Source organism: Pseudomonas sp. BIGb0164, assembly GCF_024810135.1.
Taxonomy (GTDB): Bacteria; Pseudomonadota; Gammaproteobacteria; order Pseudomonadales; family Pseudomonadaceae; genus Aquipseudomonas.
On sequence record NZ_JANUEA010000001.1, the window covers coordinates 742,988 to 762,251 of the forward strand.

Consider the following 19,264-nt stretch of genomic DNA (forward strand, 5'->3'; position numbering starts at 1 on the left):
CTTTTAAGAGTTTTTAACAAATACCCCGCACTCTTTAACGCCATTCACAGGGAGTTGTATGCGCAAGGATTACCAGGCGTTCTTTGTTTCGCTGTTTTTGTCGCGACTGGCAGACCAGATTCTGCTGTTTATCGTGCCGTTGATCGTGTTCCAGAGTACCGGGAGCGTTTCCTGGGCCGGCCTGGCATTTTTTGTCGAGTCACTGCCGCGCTACCTGGCATTTCCGGTGTGCGGGGCATTGTGCGACAAGTACCCGCCCGCGCGCATCCTGCATATCAGCCAGGTGTATCGGGCACTGGCCTGCGTGATGGCGGTGACGCTGTACGGCCTGTTCGAGGGTATCCACTGGATCGTGCTGCTCTCGGCGCTGTGCGGGGTGTTGACCACCCAGGGCATCATGGCCCGAGAAGTGCTGATGCCCCATGTATTCTCGCAATACAGCTATGCCAAGACCCTGTCCTACTCGCAAATCGCCGACCAGAGCGGGCTGGTGCTGGGCCCGCTGGTGGCGGCGCTGATGCTGGAGGTGTGGCCTTGGCACCTCGTGGTACTGGGGGTGGCCGGGTTGTTTGTGATGGCCGACGTGGCGATGCGCGTGTGGCAACGCAACAGCACGGTGAACCTGCAAGTCTTTGTGCAGCATCGGGATATCTGGCTGCAGCCGCTGCGCACGGCGCTGGGGCATATCCGCAACCTGGCGGAGTTGAAACGCGTGATCACCCTGGCGGTGGGCGTGAACCTGATCATCGGCGTGACCCTGGCGACTTCGGCGGCGATGGTCACCGGCCAGTTTGGCGCGGGCAAGGATGGCTATGCCGTGCTGCAGGCGGCCGGTGCCGGGGTAACCATCGCCATCCTGTTTTACCTGGCGCGCGCCACATTGCCCCTGAAGGTGCTGGGCGGCCTGTCGTATTCGATGATTGCCGTGGGCGCGCTGATCATGGCGATCAGCCCCAATCTCTGGGCCTACACCCTGGGGTTCCTGCTGGTGACCGGCTTCGACAAGATGTTCAACGTGTACATGCGCAGCACCCGGCAACGGGTGATCCCGGTGCAGGATTTTGGCAAGACGGTGGGCGTGATCACCCTGTTCAACAACCTGGCCCAGCCATTGGCCGGTTTGCTGATTGCCGTGTTGGCGGCGCCCCTGGGCACGCAGACGGTGATCCTGCTGCTGACCGGAATCACCGCGCTGATCGGCGTGGCCGTGGCGTCAGGCTGGCACGCCACTGTGAAAGCGGAACTCGACGTCGGGTGACTCGATCAGCTCCTGCTCGGCCGCCCTCACCCGCTCGATCACTTGGGCGACATCCTTGGCGTCACCGTACTGGTAGGCCAGTTTCAGGTAGCCCTGGAAGTGCCGGGCTTCGCTTTTCAGCAAGCCGAAGTAGAACTTGCCGAGTTCTTCGTCCAAATGCGGCACCAGTGCTTCGAAACGCTCGCAACTGCGCGCTTCGATGAACGCGCCTACCACCAGCGTGTCCACCAATTTGACCGGTTCATGGGTGCGCACCACTTTGCGCAAACCCGAGGCATAACGCCCGGCATTCAGTTGGCGCAGCTCGATTTTGCGTTTTTTCATCAGGCGCATGACTTGTTCGTGGTGCACCAGTTCTTCCCGGGCAAGGCGCGACATCATGTTGATCAGGTCGACATGGCTGTAGTACTTGGCAATCAGGCTCAGGGCGGTGCTGGCCGCTTTGAATTCGCAGTTCTTGTGGTCGATCAGCAGGGTTTCCTGATCGGCCAGTGCGGCCTGGACCCAGGCGTCGGGGGTGCGGCAGCCGAGGAATTCGTGGATTTCGGGCAGGTTCATCGGGCTCACGGGCAAAAGGATCACAAAAGGGCACCGATTATACCGACCACGCCGCAGACCACCAGCCACCGCCCTTGATGTGCATCAACATGACGGCAGCGTGGCAGCAACTATAGTTGTTGCACGCCCACCCTCTTCTTGGAGTTCCCGACCATGCAAGCCATCCGCAGCCTCCTGGTGGTCATCGAGCCCGAGCATTCGGAAAGCCTGGCCCTCAAGCGTGCCAAGCTGATCGCCGGGGTCACCGGCGCGCACTTGCATTTACTGGTGTGCGACAAGAAACACGAGCACTCGGCGCTGCTAAGCCTGCTCAAGGCCGGTTTGCAGGAGGACGGCTACAGCGTCACCACCGAGCAGGCCTGGAATGACAGCCTGCATGAAACCATCATCGATGTGCAGCAGGCCGAGGGCTGCGGGCTGGTGATCAAGCAGCACTTCCCTGACAGCGCGCTGAAAAAGGCCCTGCTGACGCCTGCGGATTGGAAGTTGCTGCGTTATTGCCCGACTGCGGTGCTGTTGGTCAAGACCGCCACACCGTGGGCGGGCCGGGTGATCCTGGCGGCCATCGACGTGGGCAACAACGACGGTGAACACCGCTCACTGCATAATTCGATCATCGATCACGGTTTCGATATCGCGCATTTGGCCAAGGCGCAGCTGCATGTGATCAGCGCCCACCCGTCGCCGATGCTGTCAGCGGCCGACCCGACCTTCCAGCTCAAGGAAACCATCGAGGCGCGTTATCGCGAGCAATGCAGGGCGTTTCAGGCGGAGTTCGATGTGGATGACAAACATCTGCATATCGAGGAAGGGCCGGCGGACGTGTTGATACCGCATCTCGCCCACACGCTGCAGGCGGCGGTCACTATCATCGGCACCGTGGGCCGCACGGGTATTTCCGGGGCATTGATCGGCAACACCGCAGAGGTCGTGCTGGATACGCTGGAAAGCGATGTGTTGGTGCTCAAGCCGCAGGAGTTGATGGATCATCTGGAAGAACTGGCCAGCAAGCCCTGACACTGCCCTTTCAAACCGTGAAGCTCTCACAGGTGTTTCGTGTGGTGTCAGGTGGAAAATACATCCTTGAGAAACCCGGGGGCGATGTAGCGCTGGTAATGCGCCTCGGAGAGGATGAAGAACTCTCGATCAATGGCATCGCGCAAATCCGGCAACGTCCACCCGCGAAACTCCGGCAATAGCACCATGCCATAGGCCTCCAGGTTGGAAATCACCCGCGCGCCCCGGGCGATCAACTGGTAGGCCCAGCAGTACTCGGACTGGTGCGGCACAAAGCGGATCTTGCGTTGCTCCAACTGCCCGCGCAGGGCCTTGGGGTCGAACACCTCCAGTTTGCCGGCCATCACCTGCACCAGCAGTTGCTCCAGGCGCAGCCAGACCGCTCGTTTTTCTTCCTCGTTATAGCCATTCCACTGGATCACCTCGTGATGGAAGCGCTTGCAGCCACGGCACACCAGATCGCCGTAAACCGTGGAGCACAGGCCGACGCAGGGGGTCTTGATGGTTTGGTTGGACATGGGCAACAACACGCCGATCAGCGAAACAATGCGCCATGTTAGCCCTTTGTCTAACGGCTATCACCCCGCAAACTTGGTTAGGCAACTTACCTTTAGAAATTTTTTGCCGTAGAATCATCCGGCCTTGTAAGGCGCCAATAGTCCATTGGAAGCTGTTTTCAAAGCGTCACGAGCACAGTCGTTCCTTCAGAGCGGTGTTGGCGACGGTTATTTACGCGGTAAATAGCCAGCGCCAACCCTCATCAGCTCCGCTCTGCAGGCGTAAAACTTTGAAAGCAGCTTCTGTGAGGAATGCCGGCAGCGCTGGCTTTGCGGCCCAAAAAGCCCCCGAGCGCATGCGTGCCGTTCATTTCTGGATGAGCGTCCCGTGGGACCACTGATGAGGGTAATAACTGTGCTTGAAGCCTACCGCAAACATATCGAAGAGCGTGCAGCACTGGGTATCGTTCCCCAGCCGCTTAACGCCGAACAAACCGCAGGCCTGGTCGAGCTGCTGAAAAATCCTCCGGCTGGCGAAGAAGAATTCCTCGTTGACCTGATCACCAACCGCATTCCACCAGGTGTTGACGAAGCTGCCTACGTCAAGGCCGGTTTCCTGTCTGCCCTGGCCAAGGGCGAAGCCACTTCCCCCCTGATCAGCAAACAGCGCGCCGTTGAACTGCTTGGCACCATGCAAGGCGGCTACAACATCGTGACCCTGGTCGAGCTGCTGGACGACGCCACCCTGGCTCCTGTCGCCGCCGCCCAACTCAAGCACACCCTGCTGATGTTCGATGCGTTCCACGACGTGGCTGAAAAAGCCCGTAACGGCAACGAACACGCCAAAGCCGTGATCCAGTCCTGGGCTGACGGCGAGTGGTTCCGCAACCGCCCTACCCTGGCCGACAAGATCAGCCTGCGCGTCTTCAAGGTCACCGGCGAAACCAACACCGACGACCTGTCCCCTGCGCCTGACGCCTGGTCCCGCCCGGACATCCCGCTGCACGCCCTGGCCATGCTGAAAATGGCGCGCGAAGGCATCGTGCCGGACGAGCAAGGCAAGACCGGCCCGATGAAGCAGATCGAAGAAATGCGCGGCCAAGGCTTCCCGATCGCCTACGTGGGCGACGTGGTCGGTACCGGTTCGTCGCGTAAATCGGCCACCAACTCCGTGCTGTGGTTCTTCGGCGACGACGTGCCATACGTGCCGAACAAGCGCGCCGGCGGCTTCTGCTTCGGCAGCAAGATCGCTCCAATCTTCTACAACACCATGGAAGATGCGGGCGCACTGCCAATCGAATTCGACGTTACCAACATGAACATGGGCGACGTGATCGACCTGTACCCGCATGCTGGCAAAGTCTGCAAACACGGCACCGACGAAGTCATCACCACCTTCGAAATGAAGACCCCGGTGCTGTTGGACGAAGTCCGTGCCGGCGGCCGTATCCCGCTGATCATCGGTCGCGGCCTGACCGACAAGGCACGTGCCGAACTGGGCCTGGGCCCAACCGACCTGTTCAAGCTGCCTGAAGCACCTGTCGACACTGGCAAGGGCTACACCCTGGCACAGAAAATGGTGGGCAAGGCGTGCGGCCTGCCGGAAGGCAAAGGCGTTCGTCCTGGCACCTACTGCGAGCCGAAGATGACCACCGTGGGTTCCCAGGACACCACCGGTCCGATGACCCGTGACGAACTGAAAGACTTGGCGTGCCTGGGCTTCTCGACCGACCTGGTGATGCAGTCCTTCTGCCACACCGCGGCCTATCCAAAGCCGATCGACGTGACCACCCACCACACCCTGCCTGACTTCATCATGACCCGTGGCGGTGTATCGCTGCGTCCAGGCGACGGCATCATCCACAGCTGGCTGAACCGCATGCTGCTGCCGGACACCGTGGGTACCGGTGGTGACTCCCACACCCGTTTCCCGATGGGCATCTCGTTCCCGGCCGGTTCTGGCCTGGTCGCGTTCGCCGCAGCCACTGGCGTGATGCCACTGGACATGCCGGAATCGATCCTGGTGCGCTTCAAAGGCAAGATGAAACCTGGCATCACCCTGCGTGACCTGGTTCATGCCATTCCTTACTACGCGATCCAGTCGGGCCTGCTGACCGTAGAGAAGAAAGGCAAGAAGAACGCCTTCTCCGGCCGCATCCTGGAGATCGAAGGCCTGAACGACCTGACGCTGGAGCAAGCGTTCGAACTGTCCGACGCCTCGGCGGAACGTTCGGCTGCCGGTTGCACCATCAAGCTGTCCAAAGAGTCCATCACCGAGTACCTGAACTCCAACATCACCCTGCTGCGCTGGATGATCGGTGAAGGCTACGGTGATGCACGTACCCTGGAACGTCGTGCTCAAGCGATGGAAGCCTGGGTCAAGAACCCTGAGCTGATGGAAGCCGATGCCGACGCGGAATACGCCGAAATCATCGAGATCGACCTGGCGGAAATCAACGAGCCTATCCTCTGCGCACCGAACGACCCGGACGATGCCCGTCTGCTGTCGAGCGTTGCAGGCGAGAAGATCGACGAAGTGTTCATCGGTTCGTGCATGACCAACATCGGTCACTTCCGCGCTGCCGGTAAGCTGCTGGAGCAGGTCAAGGGTCAGCTGCCAACCCGTCTGTGGCTGTCGCCGCCGACCAAGATGGACGCTCACCAACTGACCGAAGAAGGCTACTACGGCATCTACGGCAAGGCTGGCGCGCGCATGGAAATGCCGGGCTGCTCGCTGTGCATGGGTAACCAGGCACGTGTAGAGCCGAACTCGACCGTTGTGTCGACTTCCACCCGTAACTTCCCGAACCGCCTGGGTGACGGCGCGAACGTCTACCTGGCCTCGGCTGAGCTGGCGGCTGTTGCTTCCACTCTGGGTCGCCTGCCGACCGTCGAAGAGTACATGGGCTACGCAGCGAAACTGGACACCATGGCCAGTGACGTCTACCGCTACCTGAACTTCGACCAGATCGCCGAGTTCCGTAAAATCGCAGCAAGCGCCAACATCCCGGTGATTCAAGCCTAAGGTGTGTTGACGTAAAAGGACGCCGCGTATTCCACGATACGCGGCGTTTTTTTATGCCTGGGATTTGGCCAGTTGCACGGCACCATCGACACTCAGGGCGCAGAGCTGAACCTGCGGCGCCTGCGCTTCGGGCAATGCCTGCAACACGTCCATCGCCGGATGCCGCACACGCGCCAGCACCAGGCGCTTGCCCTCCCCGCGCACCTGGGCAAAGAACGCCGCCAGAGCTTCAATACTGGTGCCATCCAGGTCCGGCGACTCTTCCAGGCTCAACACCACTGCGTCCACCGGCGACTGGCGCATCAAGCGCAAGGCGGCGCCGAGGATACGTTCAGCATTGGCGAAGAACAGCGCCTCGCTGGGCCGCACGATCAACACACCGGGCACTGCCACCGCATCGGCGTGGTGCTGGCAGTCGACAAAGTCATGGCTATCGCCCAGGCGGCCCAGCACTTGTATGTCGGCCGACGACATCTGACGCAGCATCAACACCACGCTGATCGCTACCGCCAGCAGCAAACCATCCAGCACGCCCAACACCAGCACCGCCGCCACAGCACAGACCACCAGCAAACGGTCGCGCCGCCACAGGAAATAACGCCCCAGGGGCTGCAGACTCAGGCCCCGCGCCAAGGCATACACGACGATGGCAGCCAGCACAGGCTCCGGGGTCAGCGCCACATACGGCAGCACGGTCAGCACGATCACCAGCACCACCAAGGCCGCGACAATGCCCGACAGACGCGAGCTGGCCCCCGCCGCTTCATTGGCCGAGGTGGCCGAATACCCGGCACCGGCCGGCATGCCGTGAAACAACCCGGACACCAGGTTGGCCGCGCCCAAGGCCAGCAGGTCGCGGTTGGATGACACATGATCGCCGTGTTTAAGCGCAAACGAGCTGATGGAGCCGTACGACTCTGCATACAGGATCATCACCAAGGCAAACGCCAGTTCGCCCAACCGCAGCCAGTCGGCGAACGGCAAATCCGGGAAGTGCCCCAACGCCAGGCGCAGATCGATCAAACCGATCAGGGCAACGCCGTGGGCCTGCAGGTCCAGGTATTGCCCGGCAACGATGCCCAGCAGCACCACCAACAGCCCGCCCGGCAAGCGAGGAATCCGCGCACACACCCACAGCACCAGCAACGCCACCCCGGCCACCGTCGCGGCCGGCCAGTTCCAGCGGGGCAACTGCTCGAGCAATTGCGGCAGGAAGCGGATCAGGTTGTTGTCGGTCAGGTGCACGCCGACCACGCTGGCCAACTGCTTGAGGATGATGGTCAGCGCCAATCCGAAGGCAAAGCCGCGCAACACCGGTTTGGCGATGAACGACGTCACACCCCCCAGCTTGAACAACCCCGCCAGCAGGAACAGCACCGCAGTGATCAGCACCAGGCCGAACGCCAGGGACAGCCTCAACGCCGGATCACCACCGGCCAGGCTGGCCGTAGCCGCCGCCAATACCGCCGCCGAAGACGAGGTGGCCGAAACAATCGCAAAGCGACTGGTGCCGAACAGGCCGTAACACAGCAGCCCTGCAAACAGGGCAATCACCCCAGCCTGGGGTGGCAATGCGGCGATGCTGGAATACGCCACCGCTTCGGGCAGCAACAACCCGGCAATGGACAACCCGGCAAGCAGGTCCTGGATACGGTTGGGTGATGCAACAACAGGGGCATTGGTTTCAGTTTTCAATCGGCCCTACCCATCCCGGCAAATAACGTGCTTCCTGGCTGCGCGCCAGGACCATAGCCTTGGCCAACACCTTGGCACTCGGCTGGCTGACCACATCGCTACCGATACGGGAGCGGAAAAAATCAGCCCAGAGAAACTCGCTGAACGGCGTAGCGTCCTTGGCGTAACCGCCCGCCGTACGCAGCAGGCCCGCCAGGCTGCGATAGGGATCATCCTGCAAGTCGGTAATCTTTCGGGGGATAGCCTCGTAGGAACGACGCAGCCCCCGGGCATCATAAGGGTGAACCCACTGGTTGAACGCCATGACATTCCAGAACGTGCTGCGCTCGACGAACGACAAGTCCTTGAGCATCAGCAACGACACGCTCTTGACCTCTTCCAGCAGCAGGGCCAGGCCAAAGTGGTGGTGATCGGTGATGTAAAAACGCTCGTCCGGCCCCAACACGCAGGGGAACCAGTGTTTATCCAGCGCAGCGGCGCGCTCCTTGCGCTTGAGCTTGGTCCAGGCTTCGCGCTTGGCGGCGACCTCAGCCAGGCCGACAGTGAGTTGCGTGGGGTGCAGCTTTTCCAGCTTGCCGGTGACCAGTTGCGGGCGGGGCCGAGCCATGGACAACTCCAAATAGGAACCTGTAAGCCGACAAGCTTAGCCCTCATTGCAACGCAGGTATCTACAGACACTCCGGCCCCAGCCATTGGCTTTGGCTTTGGCTTTGGCTTTGGCTTTGGCTTTTGATCTTGATCTGAGGCGCCCCGTCAACCACGCTGGCCGAACGCAGGCTTGAATCCGTGGGCAACCCGGCAGGACGCCGGGTTAGCCGTCCTGGGCCAGGGATGGCCCATGACGGCGGCCCACGGATTCAAGCCTTCGTTCGGGCACACCGAGCCTAGGCGAGGTGCCGAGTGGTGGGGCAAAGACCTTTTGGTTACTTTTGGGGCGTTTGCCAAAAGTGGCCCGCCGTAAGGGCGGAACCCTAAGCCGCCGTGACCGCAGCAACGGATATGTACTCCGACCAAAAATCTATAGCGCCCAGCCCACAGTCATCGCAGGCAAGCCAGCTCCCACATTAGAACCGTGTACATCCAATAACACTAAATCGCCTGATAGGCCGCCTTCGCGAGCAAGCCCGCTCCCACAGTTGGAATGTGAGGTGTCAGGTAGGGGTGGGTTGGTTGAGTGGCCGCCATCGCAGGCAAGCCCACACATTAGAACCGTGTACATCCAATAACACTAAATCGCCTGATAGGCCGCCTTCGCGAGCAAGTCGAATCGTCGCACCGCCGCCCCCACCGTTTGAATCGATTGCCCCCGTGCTGCGCGCACAAAAAAGGCCGATTCGCGGTATGCGCGAATCGGCCTGTGTCGTTGCCGCCTGGAATCAGGACAGCAGCGAATAAATCAGCGCGGTGATCGCCACCAAGCCAACGGCCGTGACAAACACGTTGGACGCCTGCCCACGGTACTTGGCCATGGCCGGTACCTTACGGATGGCATACATCGGCATCAGGAACAGAATCGACGCGATAACAGGACCGCCCAGGGTCTCGATCATGCCGAGAATGCTCGGGTTAAGCGTGGCGACAATCCAGCACACCACCAGCATGAAGGCTGCGGTCATGCGGTCCAGCGCCTTGGGTGCCGGGCGGCGCCCCGTCTTGACCACCAGGCCCTTGAGGCCTTCGCTGGCGCCGATGTAGTGGCCCAGGAACGACTTGGCAATCGCCACGAACGCGATCAATGGCGCGGCAAAGGCGATGGTCGGGTTGTCGAAGTGGTTGGCCAGATAGGACAGGATCGACAGGTTCTGCGCTTTCGCTTCGGCCAACTGCGCCGGCGACAGGGTCAGCACGCAGCTGAACACGAAGAACAGCACCATTACGACCATCAATAGATGGGCGCGGGACAGGATCTGCGAGCTGCGCTCATCGGCGTGGGCGCCGTACTGGCGCTTCTGGTCCACCGCGAACGCCGAGATGATCGGCGAGTGGTTGAACGAGAACACCATCACCGGGATGGCCAGCCACAGGGTGTTGAGCAGCGCCGAGGGGGCCGGCACTTCACTTGCAGTGCTGAGGATGCCGCCGGTCCAGTGGGGGATCAGGTACACGGCCAGGAACAGCAAGGCCACGATAAACGGATACACCATCAGGCTCATGGCCTTGACGATCACTTGCTCGCCGCAACGTACCACGGCCAGCAGGCCGAGGATCAGCACAAACGCCAGGATCGCCCGGGGCGGCGGCATGATGTGCAGTTGATGCTCCATGAAGCTGCTGACGGTATTGGTCAGTGCGACGCTGTAGATCAACAGGATCGGGAAGATCGCAAAGAAGTACAGCAGGGTGATCAACGCGCCGGCCTTGATGCCGAAGTGCTCTTCGACCACGTCAGTGATGTCGGAGCCTTCACGGCCGGACAGGACGAAACGGGTCAGGCCACGGTGGGCAAAGAACGTCATCGGGAACGCCAGCACCGCCAGGATCAGCAGCGGCCAGAAGCCCCCCAGGCCGGCGTTGATGGGCAAGAACAAAGTACCGGCGCCAATGGCGGTGCCGAACAGGCCAAGCATCCAGGTGGTGTCCTGGCGGCTCCAGCTTGTGAGGGTTGCAGGTGTCGTCTCATAACGTTGGTCGACGCTATTGGCCTGATCATTCATCCGGTCGGATCTCCGCATTTCCATAGCCGGGACGAGTCAGAAAAACCTGACAGGCAGCGCCCCGACCATAACAGGGGCGCGATTGTCCGGGATTCTCCTGAATAAGCAAAGACTTAGCTGAGGAACGGTTAGGCGGTGCAGACGCTCAAGGGTGGCTAAAAGCGCCAGTTTACGCCGGCTCCAGCGCCGCTGCGGGAATACATTCCCCAACAAATCTATTTTAGATTGCCGGGCATTCCTGTACTTTTTAGCGCAGTGCCCGCCTTTATCCCGAGAACCTCGCCATGCCCCGCGTCTCCCGCAAACAAGCCGAACTCAACCGCGAAATCATCGTCGAGGCCGCCACGCGCCTGTTCCGTGAACGCGGGTTGCATGGCATCAGCCTGTCGGACGTGATGGCCGCCGCCGGCCTGACCCACGGTGGTTTTTACGGGCACTTTGCCTCCAAGGAAGCCCTGGCCACCGAGGCGTGCCAAAAAGCATTTGAACAATCAAACCTCGGCTGGCAAGAAAAGATCAGCGCCAGCGCCGACACGCAGTCGGCCCGCGAAGCGATCCTGCGCCCGTATTTCTCGACCCACCACCGCGACAACCCGGGGGACGGCTGCCCGATCTCGGCCTTCACCCCGGACATGTGCCATGAACCTGCCGACACCGCCTTGCAGCACAGCTTCATCAACGGCGTCGAACAGTCGCTGGACGTCTTCGAGCAACTGCGGGATGACAGTCGCCAGGCCATGCTGGCTGACTACGCGATGATGGTCGGCGCCTTGGTGCTCGCCCGCGCGACTCGGGGCAGCGGCGTATCAGAAGAGTTCCTCGACGCTGCCCGAAACACGCTTTTGCCCGAGAAGAAAACAGACACTTGCGTTGACAGCCACTTACCCGCCACCGCATGATCAGGCCATGAACCTTATCCAGCTGTTCCTCACCCGTACCACCACCACGACCGCTTATGGCGGGTCGTGCGGTGACCGTGGGTGCGTGAACTAGACACACCCCGGAATCACCCCAAGGCCCCGCCAGCAATGGACGGGGCCTTTTTATTGCTCCGTCACCTGGCACCCACAAGGAGCACCACCATGGCTAATGCCCTGCTGATCATTGACATGCAAGTCGGCCTGTACGACGGCCCGCAAAAACCCTTCGAACGAGCGCGCGTACTCGACACCATCAACCTGCTGATTCAGCGCGCCCGCGCCGCCCACGCACCGATCTTCGTCGCCCGCCACACCGGCCCGGCCGGCTCGCCCATCGAAGCGGGCAGCGCGTTCTGGCAGCTGTGGCCTGGCCTTGAGGTCGATGAAGCACGGGATTATCTGTTCAACAAAACCCGCCCCAGCTGCTTCCTGGGCACCGACCTGGCGGAGCGCCTGGCGGCAGCAAACGTCGATGAGTTGGTGATCGTGGGGATGAAAACGCAGTTCTGTGTCGACACCACGTGCCGGGTGGCAGTTGAGCTGGGGTTTTCGGTGGTGTTGCCGGAGGATGGCCATACCTGCATGGACACCCAGGCACTGTCCGCGAAGGCGATCATCGACCATCACAATGCGACGCTGGCGGGAGCATTTGTGAAGCAGGTCAAAGCGGTGGATGTCTGGCGTTCGGCCGTGGCTACCGCCGACTAAAAAGCCGAGGTCTTGCGCAGTTCGCCATTGATGGCGTCCTGCGCTACGTTCAGTTGTTCTACAAGCTCTGCGGTTTCGTGTGCCGTCAATGCCACGACCGGACGATCCCAGTCGAAATTCTTGATGACATTTATCCGGAAACCACCCGAAGCATCAAACTCAGGGTACCACCCCACATCCAGCAGTAGCCCACCGGCAAACTCCACCTGGAGCATATCTTCTTTCAGCAAGTCGGTTTGTTTTGCCACCGCAATGTCCTGCAGCAGTGACAGATCGTCATGGGTGACTGTGCCACCGCTAAAGTTGAACGCGATCAATTTGTTAACCTCATGAGTTCCTGTTCAGAAATCGGGTGGCCATGAATGGCACCTGCACTGAGTTCTACTCGCACCCAGCGGCTGAGTTTTCCATGACTGGCTCCGATGCAATGCTGGCATTCCATCACTTTCCAGGGTTTTCCGTTGGTGGTGGGCACTCCATTTTTAGAGGCCTCTCGTTCCAGCTTTTCAATAGCGATGCCGGGCCGGTATTTGGCCGGGCCGACCACTGTACCGGCGATGACCGTTCTCCAGGGGACAAGCGTTGAGGGGCCGTGTTTGTAACCGTATGGCGTCCATTTGATCTCTTCGGGTGTGGCAGGAACAAGCATCCATGTCGTCTCTGCTGGTGGGAAAGTCGACAAAGTCTGGCTCAGTACACCCACCCTGGACGGACGGTTTTGAAATTCAGACAGGCCTTACGAAAGAAGAAAATTTTCTATCCCAACAAAACGCTCCGTCTTACAAATCACGCATACTGCCCCACTCAAACCCTTCAGGAAGAGCCTTCCGATGTCCACCACAGTTCTGGTCCTGGTTGAAACCATCAACGAATACCTGCAAATCATCGAGAGCAATGACTTTCACGTGATTCTGGCGCCGACGCCTGCCGAACGCGCCCAGGCGATCAAGACCCATGGTGGGCAGATCAAGGCGGTGCTGACCCGTGGCCCACTGGGGTTGTATGCCGAGGAAATCGCCGCCTTGCCGTTGCTGGAGATCATTTGCGTGATCGGCGCCGGTTATGAGCACGTGGACCTGCAAGCCGCGAGCAACCGTGGGATTGTCGTGACCAACGGCGCCGGGGTGAACGCGCCGTCGGTGGCCGACCACGCCATGGCGCTGCTGCTGTCGCTGGTGCGCGGTATCCCTCAGACAGACGCCGCCGTGCGCCGCAGCGAATGGCCCAAGGTGATGCGCCCTTCCTTGGGCGGCAAGCAACTGGGCATCCTCGGCCTGGGTGCGGTAGGCATGGAAATCGCCAAGCGCGCCTCCCTCGGGTTCGGCATGGAGGTGAGTTATCACAACCGCCAGCCCCGCGATGACGTGGACTACACCTATTGCGCAACCGCCGTGGAACTGGCGCGCACCTCGGACTTCCTGATCCTGGCCACCCCCGGGGGTGCAAGCACCCGTCACCTGATCGATCGCCACGCCCTCGACGCCTTGGGGCCCAACGGCTACCTGGTGAACATCGGCCGTGGCAGTGTGGTGGTCACCGCCGACCTGGTGGCGGCACTGGAGCAGCGCCGGATCGGCGGCGCCGCACTGGACGTGTTCGACGATGAGCCCAAGGTGCCCGACGCGCTCAAGAAGCTGAGCAATACCGTGCTCACCTCCCACGTCGCCGGCCTGTCGCCGGAAGCGGCCCATGACACCGTGCAGCGCGTCGCCGACAACCTGGTGGAATACTTCGCCGGCCGCCCGGTACTCACGCCGGTCGCCCTGCCCCCGCCCACTAAATGACCGATCAGGCACGCTGATCATCATCCAACACGCTAACCTATTAAGCCGCCCCGACCTTGTCGCCTGGCGGCTGCGCGCATTAGATTAGGAAATAGTCCGAGGCCTTTAGAATAAGCAGAAGGGATAAGCATGGCGCTTAACGACCAATCGACCCAGATTCGCCCAGGCGAAGAACTTGATGCCAGCCTGATCGATCCCTACCTCAAGGCCCATATCCCGGGCCTGAGCGGCACGCCTAAAATCAGCCAGTTCCCCGGCGGCGCGTCGAACCTGACCTACCTGCTGGAATACCCGGGCCAGGAATTCGTGCTGCGCCGCCCGCCCTTTGGCCACAAGGCCAAGTCAGCCCACGACATGGGCCGCGAATACCGCATTCTCAATCAGCTCAAGGACGGCTTCCCGTATTGCCCCAAAGCCTACGTGCATTGCACCGATGAGTCGTTGATCGGCGCCGAGTTCTATGTGATGGAGCGGGTCAACGGCATCATTTTGCGTTCCGACCTGCCGGCCGAACTGGGCCTGGATGCGGCCAAGACCGAGGCCCTGTGCAAAAGCTTCATCGACAAGTTCGTGGAATTGCATCAGGTGGATTACACCGCCTGCGGCCTGGCCGACCTGGGCAAGCCGGAAGGCTACGTGGAACGTCAGATCCGTGGCTGGAGCGACCGCTACGAGAAAGCCCTGACCCCCGATGCGCCGCGCTGGGAAGCCGTACGCGCCTGGCTCAACGACAAGATGCCGGCCGACCACCCGACCTCCAGCATCGTGCACAACGACTACCGCTTCGATAACGTGATCCTCGACCCGCACAACCCGATGCAGATCATCGGCGTACTCGATTGGGAGTTGACCACCCTCGGCGATCCGCTGATGGACCTGGGCAACACCCTCGCCTACTGGATCGAAGCGGCAGACCCGGCGCCGGTGCAACTGATGCGCCGCCAGCCAAGCAACGCGCCCGGCATGCTCACCCGTCGCCAGTTCGTCGACTATTACGCCGAGCGCTCGGGCATCCAGATCGACAATTTCGACTTCTACTACACCTACGGCCTGTTCCGCCTGGCCGGCATCGTGCAGCAGATCTACTACCGCTTCTTCCATGGCCAGACCCAGGACAAACGCTTTGCGCAGTTCATTCACATGAACACGCTGCTGGAGCAGATGAGCCTGAACGTCATCAGCAAATCGTCCCTTTAAGGAACCGCTATGTCCAAGACCCACCTGTTCGACCTCGACGGCAAGATCGCTTTCGTTTCCGGCGCCAGCCGTGGCATCGGTGAAGCCATCGCTAAATTGCTGGCCCAGCAAGGCGCCCATGTGATCGTGTCCAGCCGCAAACTGGAAGGCTGCCAGCATGTGGCCGATGCGATCATCGCCGACGGCGGCAAAGCCACCGCCGTGGCCTGCCACATCGGTGAAATGGAACAGATCACCCAGGTGTTCGCCGGTATCCGCGAGCAGTTCGGGCGCCTGGATATCCTGGTCAACAATGCGGCCACCAACCCACAGTTCTGCAACGTGCTGGACACCGACCTCGGTGCGTTCCAGAAGACCGTTGACGTGAACATTCGCGGCTACTTCTTCATGTCGGTGGAAGCCGGCAAACTGATGCGCGAGAACGGCGGCGGCAGCATCATCAACGTGGCGTCGATCAACGGAATCTCACCAGGCGTGTTCCAGGGCATTTACTCGGTGACCAAGGCCGCGGTGATCAACATGACCAAGGTGTTCGCCAAGGAGTGCGCGGCGTTCGGCATTCGTTGCAATGCCCTGCTGCCGGGCCTGACCGACACCAAGTTCGCCTCGGCACTGGTCAAGAACGACTCGATCCTGAAGATGGCCCTGGCGCAGATTCCCCTCAAGCGTGTGGCCGACCCCAGCGAAATGGCCGGCGCGGTGTTGTTCCTGGCCAGTGATGCGTCCAGCTACACCACGGGCGTGTCGCTGAATGTGGACGGTGGTTTCTTGTCCTGATAATGCGGGCATCACCCAACTCAATGGTCAGTTAAGGAACCAAGGGGCGGCCAGGCTTTGTAGTGAGCGGGCTTGCCCCGCGCCGGGTGGCGCAGCCGCCCCAAACCAGACAACGGAGTTCTGTCTGGAAGAGCGCGGCGACTGAATTAGGGCGGCTGCGCCACCCGGCGCGGGGTAAGCCCGCTCACTACTCGGAATGAGGGCAAGCCCGCGCCCACATTTTTGATCGGCGGTGTACTCATGTGTTTGGCGGTTGTTGCCGAAAACTCACCGCGAGGCGGTTCCAGCCACTGATGCTGGACACCGCCATGGTCAGATCGACCAGTTCCTGCTCGCTGAATTCTGCGCGCACCGCCGCGTAGAGTTCATCCGAAACGCTTGAGGTCGGGAGCATTGCCACCGACTCGCACCAGGCCAACGCGGCCTTCTCCCGCCCGTTGAAAAACGGCGAATCGCGCCATACGCACAGCGCGAACAAACGGCGCTCGCTCTCCCCCCGTTGACGCGCAGCCATTGAGTGCATGTCCGTGCAAAACCCGCAGTGGTTGAGCTGCGAGACGCGGATCTTGATCAGTTCCAGCAACGGTTTCTCGATGGACAGCCCGAAGGTGGCGGCTTCCAGCATCAACATGCCCTTGAGCGCTTGCGGTGAGGCGGTGTAGTAATCCAGGCGGGGTTCCATGGGCGGTTCTCGTGCGGCCGGTGCGATGACAACCCAGCCTAAAGCCCTGGTGGCACCAGCCCTATAGCCAATCGACCGGATTATCGAGAGACCATTTTGAGGGCGCTGCGCGAGCGAGTAACCTTGGGGCAGATTCAGCGCCTCAGGATAAAACATGGAACTGCACGTGGTGATCAACGGCCGCAAGGACCTGGCCGAACAGTTGTACCAGCAACTGCGTGAAGCCATTGGCTCCGGGCGTCTGGCCGCAGGTGCGCAATTGCCCCCCAGCCGCCTGCTGGCCGAGCAACTGGGCGTGTCGCGCAAGACCGTCTCCGATACCTACGCCACCCTCACCTACGAAGGCCTGCTGGTGGGCAAGACCGGCCGAGGCACCTTCGTCAATGCCCATGCGCCCCAGGCCGAACGCGTGCAAACCGCGACCGACCTGGCGTGCGCCGCCAACCTGGGCAAATGGGCGGCGCTGCCCTCGCCCATGCGTCACCCCACCCGTGACAGCACGCTGCGCTACGAATTTATCGGCGGCGCCACCAGCCGCAACCAGTTCCCCCAGGATGAATGGCGTCGTTGCACCCAGGACGCCTTGCGCCGTATCGCCCAGAACAGCGGTTTCTACAGCCAGCCCGAAGGTTTGCCGGCGCTGCGCGAAGCCATTGCCGGGCATATCGCGTTTTCTCGTGGGGTCAAATGCCGCGCCGACAACATCGTGGTCACCAACGGCGCCCAGCAAGCCCTGGACCTGATCGCCCGCGTGGTGTTGGCACCGGGTACGCTTGTCGCCATGGAAGACCCCGGCTACAGCCCGGCGCGCCAGTTGTTCATGGCGATGGGCGCGCAGGTGGCCAGCGTCCCGGTGGATGAACAGGGCATCGAGGTGGACAAGATTCCCGACGGCACACGGCTGATCTACGTGACGCCGTCCCATCAGTTCCCCCTCGGCATGCCCATGAGCCTGGCACGTCGCGAGGCGTTGCTGGCCCGCGCCTTCGCGTTGGGCGCAATCATCATCGAAGACGACTACGACAGCGAGTTCCGCTACGAAGGCCGCCCCACCGACTCCCTGCAAAGCATGGATACCCGAGGCGTGGTGACCTATGTCGGCACGTTCTCCAAAACCCTGTTGCCGGAGCTGCGCCTGGGTTACGCCGTACTGCCTTCAGCGATTTACGGCGCCGTGCTCAAGGCCAAGCAACTGACCGACCAGCATAGCTCCACCCTGCCCCAATGGGCCCTGGCCAAATTCATCAGCGAGGGCTACCTGCTCAAGCATATCCGCCGCTGCCACACGGTGTATGCCGGGCGCCGCGAGCGCATCCTGCAACGCCTGGCGGCTGACCTGTCGCCGTGGTTCGAGGCAGTGCCGACGGTGGCAGGCTTCCACATGGCGGCGCTGTGCAAGGTGCCCATGGATATCCCGCTGCTGATGGAACTGGCGCGCCGGGTAGAAGTGGGTTTGTACCCCTTGGATGTATTTTTCCATGATGCGCCGGTACGCCCAGGTTTGATTATCGGCTTTGGTGCCATCGAAACCCTGGACATCGACCCGGCGCTGGACAAGGTGCGCGATATCCTCCAGCAGATTGGCTAGCGGATTTTCCGGCGGATTGGTCATTGGTCCTGGCTTCGTCAGGCTCTAGCCTGTGCACTGACCCCCGACCTCGGAGACCATCGCCATGCCAGCCTGTGCCTTCAATACCGTCCATATCCGTGCGGCCGCCGGGCGCTCAGCGGAACTGGGCGAGCGTCTGCAGCAGATAGCCGACGCGGTGCGCACCGCCCCCGGTTGCCTGGATTACGGGGTGCAGCGCGACCTGATGGACGCCGATCTGTGGATCGTCACGGGTCGCTGGATCAGTGGCGAACAGCTCAGCGCACACTTCGCGTTACCGGCCTTGCAAGGGTTTATCGAACTGACCCGTGAACACCTGGCCCGCTCCCTGGATTTCGACCACTGAAGCAATGGTCTCCTACTCTTAGCCTGGATTGGTTATTGGTCGCCCAGGCCTTGCGGCGTAGGGTGAAAAGGTCTCGAACCACTCGGAAACTTCGCCATGAAACGACTGCTCGCCGCCTCCCTGATGCTCGCCTCCCTCAGCGCCTTTGCCCACGAACCGGTGTACAACCAGGAGTCGATCAAGGTCCTGCAAGAGCACGCCCTGACTAACGTGCCGGGCAAGAAAACCATCATGCTCACCGTCGACTACGCCCCCGGCCAGGCCACTGTGCCCCATAGCCACACCGGCACTGCCGTGGCGTATGTGCTGCAAGGCGCGATCACCTCGCGGGTGAATGACGAGCCGGCAAAAACCTACCAGGTTGGCGAAACCTTCTATGAACCCGCCGGCTCCCGGCACTTTGAATCGAGCAACGCCAGCCAGACACAACCGGCGAAATTGCTGGTGGTGATGGTGCTGGATGACAAGGCCGAGGTGTTGACGCCCCTGCCCAAATAACCCGCCCCACACAAACCTGTGGGAACTGGCTTGCCTGCG

The 19,264-nt window shown here is 61.2% G+C and carries 19 protein-coding genes; 11 read left to right on the top strand and 8 right to left on the bottom strand.

Annotated features, from left to right (window positions below):
* Nucleotides 1-58 precede the first annotated feature (58 nt).
* Entirely contained in the window at nucleotides 59-1,258 is a 1,200-nt protein-coding gene (locus tag M2394_RS03280) for an MFS transporter (protein WP_259171618.1), read from the top strand.
* Here the strand turns inward: M2394_RS03280 and M2394_RS03285 are convergent.
* On the bottom strand, nucleotides 1,214-1,816 hold the full coding sequence (locus M2394_RS03285) for a tRNA-(ms[2]io[6]A)-hydroxylase (RefSeq protein WP_105697059.1): 603 nt from the start codon (nucleotides 1,814-1,816) through the stop codon (nucleotides 1,214-1,216). The genes M2394_RS03280 and M2394_RS03285 overlap by 45 nt on opposite strands.
* Nucleotides 1,817-1,969: 153 nt before the next feature.
* Here M2394_RS03285 and M2394_RS03290 point away from each other — a divergent pair, with 153 nt between their 5' ends.
* Nucleotides 1,970-2,833 (top strand): universal stress protein, encoded by an 864-nt coding sequence (locus tag M2394_RS03290; RefSeq protein ID WP_178924743.1) that lies wholly within the window; start codon nucleotides 1,970-1,972, stop codon nucleotides 2,831-2,833.
* Between the two features lie 47 nt (nucleotides 2,834-2,880).
* Here the strand turns inward: M2394_RS03290 and M2394_RS03295 are convergent, their stop codons facing one another.
* Entirely contained in the window at nucleotides 2,881-3,351 is a 471-nt protein-coding gene (locus tag M2394_RS03295) for a DUF1289 domain-containing protein (protein ID WP_178924741.1), read from the bottom strand.
* 394 nt (nucleotides 3,352-3,745) lie between these two features.
* On the opposite strand from M2394_RS03295, the gene acnB reads away from it, so the two are divergent.
* The gene (acnB, locus tag M2394_RS03300) at nucleotides 3,746-6,355 is read left to right on the top strand and encodes a bifunctional aconitate hydratase 2/2-methylisocitrate dehydratase (protein ID WP_259171710.1); all 2,610 of its coding nucleotides are present in this window, start codon (nucleotides 3,746-3,748) and stop codon (nucleotides 6,353-6,355) included.
* Nucleotides 6,356-6,406: 51 nt separating this feature from the next.
* Here acnB and M2394_RS03305 read toward each other — a convergent pair whose 3' ends face one another.
* The 3 genes from M2394_RS03305 to M2394_RS03315 all read right to left on the bottom strand — a co-directional run bounded on the left by M2394_RS03305 (nucleotide 6,407) and on the right by M2394_RS03315 (nucleotide 10,704).
* Nucleotides 6,407-8,050: a SulP family inorganic anion transporter gene (locus tag M2394_RS03305; protein WP_259171620.1), complete on the bottom strand. Its 1,644-nt coding sequence runs from the start codon at nucleotides 8,048-8,050 to the stop codon at nucleotides 6,407-6,409.
* The gene (locus M2394_RS03310) at nucleotides 8,040-8,657 is read right to left on the bottom strand and encodes a ParB-like protein (protein WP_178924737.1); all 618 of its coding nucleotides are present in this window, start codon (nucleotides 8,655-8,657) and stop codon (nucleotides 8,040-8,042) included. Before M2394_RS03310 ends, M2394_RS03305 begins: the two co-directional genes overlap by 11 nt.
* Before the next feature lie 769 nt (nucleotides 8,658-9,426).
* Nucleotides 9,427-10,704 (bottom strand): serine/threonine transporter, encoded by a 1,278-nt coding sequence (locus tag M2394_RS03315; RefSeq protein ID WP_178924735.1) that lies wholly within the window; start codon nucleotides 10,702-10,704, stop codon nucleotides 9,427-9,429.
* Nucleotides 10,705-10,988: 284 nt separating this feature from the next.
* Between M2394_RS03315 and M2394_RS03320 the strand changes: the two genes are divergently transcribed.
* Together M2394_RS03320 and M2394_RS03325 are read left to right on the top strand one after the other, a co-directional pair.
* Nucleotides 10,989-11,603, top strand: a complete 615-nt coding sequence (locus M2394_RS03320; protein WP_259171621.1) for a TetR/AcrR family transcriptional regulator — start codon at nucleotides 10,989-10,991, stop codon at nucleotides 11,601-11,603.
* Between the two features lie 183 nt (nucleotides 11,604-11,786).
* The gene (locus M2394_RS03325) at nucleotides 11,787-12,332 is read left to right on the top strand and encodes a cysteine hydrolase family protein (protein WP_259171622.1); all 546 of its coding nucleotides are present in this window, start codon (nucleotides 11,787-11,789) and stop codon (nucleotides 12,330-12,332) included.
* Here M2394_RS03325 and M2394_RS03330 read toward each other — a convergent pair.
* Together M2394_RS03330 and M2394_RS03335 are read right to left on the bottom strand one after the other, a co-directional pair.
* Nucleotides 12,329-12,649, bottom strand: a complete 321-nt coding sequence (locus M2394_RS03330; protein WP_178924730.1) for a hypothetical protein — start codon at nucleotides 12,647-12,649, stop codon at nucleotides 12,329-12,331. The genes M2394_RS03325 and M2394_RS03330 overlap by 4 nt on opposite strands.
* Complete coding sequence (locus M2394_RS03335) at nucleotides 12,646-12,981, bottom strand: hypothetical protein (RefSeq protein ID WP_259171623.1); 336 nt, start codon at nucleotides 12,979-12,981, stop codon at nucleotides 12,646-12,648. Before M2394_RS03335 ends, M2394_RS03330 begins: the two co-directional genes overlap by 4 nt.
* Nucleotides 12,982-13,162: 181 nt before the next feature.
* Here M2394_RS03335 and M2394_RS03340 point away from each other — a divergent pair, with 181 nt between their 5' ends.
* From M2394_RS03340 to M2394_RS03350, 3 genes are all read left to right on the top strand, one after another.
* On the top strand, nucleotides 13,163-14,116 hold the full coding sequence (locus tag M2394_RS03340; RefSeq protein ID WP_178924728.1) for a 2-hydroxyacid dehydrogenase: 954 nt from the start codon (nucleotides 13,163-13,165) through the stop codon (nucleotides 14,114-14,116).
* Between the two features lie 129 nt (nucleotides 14,117-14,245).
* Nucleotides 14,246-15,313, top strand: a complete 1,068-nt coding sequence (locus M2394_RS03345; RefSeq protein ID WP_259171624.1) for a phosphotransferase family protein — start codon at nucleotides 14,246-14,248, stop codon at nucleotides 15,311-15,313.
* A 9-nt stretch (nucleotides 15,314-15,322) separates the two neighbouring features.
* Nucleotides 15,323-16,090 (top strand): SDR family oxidoreductase, encoded by a 768-nt coding sequence (locus M2394_RS03350; protein ID WP_094952746.1) that lies wholly within the window; start codon nucleotides 15,323-15,325, stop codon nucleotides 16,088-16,090.
* Nucleotides 16,091-16,328: 238 nt separating this feature from the next.
* Here the strand turns inward: M2394_RS03350 and M2394_RS03355 are convergent, their stop codons facing one another.
* Nucleotides 16,329-16,772 carry a carboxymuconolactone decarboxylase family protein gene (locus M2394_RS03355; RefSeq protein ID WP_178922491.1) on the bottom strand — a complete coding sequence of 148 codons (444 nt, stop codon included), beginning with the start codon at nucleotides 16,770-16,772 and terminating at the stop codon, nucleotides 16,329-16,331.
* 154 nt (nucleotides 16,773-16,926) lie between these two features.
* Here M2394_RS03355 and M2394_RS03360 point away from each other — a divergent pair, with 154 nt between their 5' ends.
* The 3 genes from M2394_RS03360 to M2394_RS03370 all read left to right on the top strand — a co-directional run bounded on the left by M2394_RS03360 (nucleotide 16,927) and on the right by M2394_RS03370 (nucleotide 19,225).
* Nucleotides 16,927-18,360 (top strand): PLP-dependent aminotransferase family protein, encoded by a 1,434-nt coding sequence (locus M2394_RS03360; protein WP_259171625.1) that lies wholly within the window; start codon nucleotides 16,927-16,929, stop codon nucleotides 18,358-18,360.
* An 85-nt stretch (nucleotides 18,361-18,445) separates the two neighbouring features.
* Nucleotides 18,446-18,727, top strand: coding sequence for a putative quinol monooxygenase (locus tag M2394_RS03365; protein WP_259171626.1), 282 nt, complete (start codon nucleotides 18,446-18,448; stop codon nucleotides 18,725-18,727).
* A 96-nt stretch (nucleotides 18,728-18,823) separates the two neighbouring features.
* Complete coding sequence (locus M2394_RS03370) at nucleotides 18,824-19,225, top strand: cupin domain-containing protein (protein WP_259171627.1); 402 nt, start codon at nucleotides 18,824-18,826, stop codon at nucleotides 19,223-19,225.
* The last annotated feature ends 39 nt before the right edge of the window (nucleotides 19,226-19,264 follow it).

Coding starts and splice junctions, on each gene's coding strand:
- M2394_RS03340 (WP_178924728.1), top strand. CDS start 13,163: ATGTCCACCACAGTTCTGGTCCTGGTTGAAACCATCAACGAATACCTG.
- M2394_RS03280 (WP_259171618.1), top strand. CDS start 59: ATGCGCAAGGATTACCAGGCGTTCTTTGTTTCGCTGTTTTTGTCGCGA.
- M2394_RS03320 (WP_259171621.1), top strand. CDS start 10,989: ATGCCCCGCGTCTCCCGCAAACAAGCCGAACTCAACCGCGAAATCATC.
- M2394_RS03295 (WP_178924741.1), bottom strand. CDS start 3,351: ATGTCCAACCAAACCATCAAGACCCCCTGCGTCGGCCTGTGCTCCACG.
- M2394_RS03285 (WP_105697059.1), bottom strand. CDS start 1,816: ATGAACCTGCCCGAAATCCACGAATTCCTCGGCTGCCGCACCCCCGAC.
- M2394_RS03365 (WP_259171626.1), top strand. CDS start 18,446: ATGCCAGCCTGTGCCTTCAATACCGTCCATATCCGTGCGGCCGCCGGG.
- M2394_RS03370 (WP_259171627.1), top strand. CDS start 18,824: ATGAAACGACTGCTCGCCGCCTCCCTGATGCTCGCCTCCCTCAGCGCC.
- M2394_RS03345 (WP_259171624.1), top strand. CDS start 14,246: ATGGCGCTTAACGACCAATCGACCCAGATTCGCCCAGGCGAAGAACTT.
- M2394_RS03315 (WP_178924735.1), bottom strand. CDS start 10,704: ATGAATGATCAGGCCAATAGCGTCGACCAACGTTATGAGACGACACCT.
- M2394_RS03310 (WP_178924737.1), bottom strand. CDS start 8,657: ATGGCTCGGCCCCGCCCGCAACTGGTCACCGGCAAGCTGGAAAAGCTG.
- M2394_RS03325 (WP_259171622.1), top strand. CDS start 11,787: ATGGCTAATGCCCTGCTGATCATTGACATGCAAGTCGGCCTGTACGAC.
- M2394_RS03290 (WP_178924743.1), top strand. CDS start 1,970: ATGCAAGCCATCCGCAGCCTCCTGGTGGTCATCGAGCCCGAGCATTCG.
- M2394_RS03335 (WP_259171623.1), bottom strand. CDS start 12,981: ATGCTTGTTCCTGCCACACCCGAAGAGATCAAATGGACGCCATACGGT.
- M2394_RS03355 (WP_178922491.1), bottom strand. CDS start 16,772: ATGGAACCCCGCCTGGATTACTACACCGCCTCACCGCAAGCGCTCAAG.
- M2394_RS03360 (WP_259171625.1), top strand. CDS start 16,927: ATGGAACTGCACGTGGTGATCAACGGCCGCAAGGACCTGGCCGAACAG.
- M2394_RS03350 (WP_094952746.1), top strand. CDS start 15,323: ATGTCCAAGACCCACCTGTTCGACCTCGACGGCAAGATCGCTTTCGTT.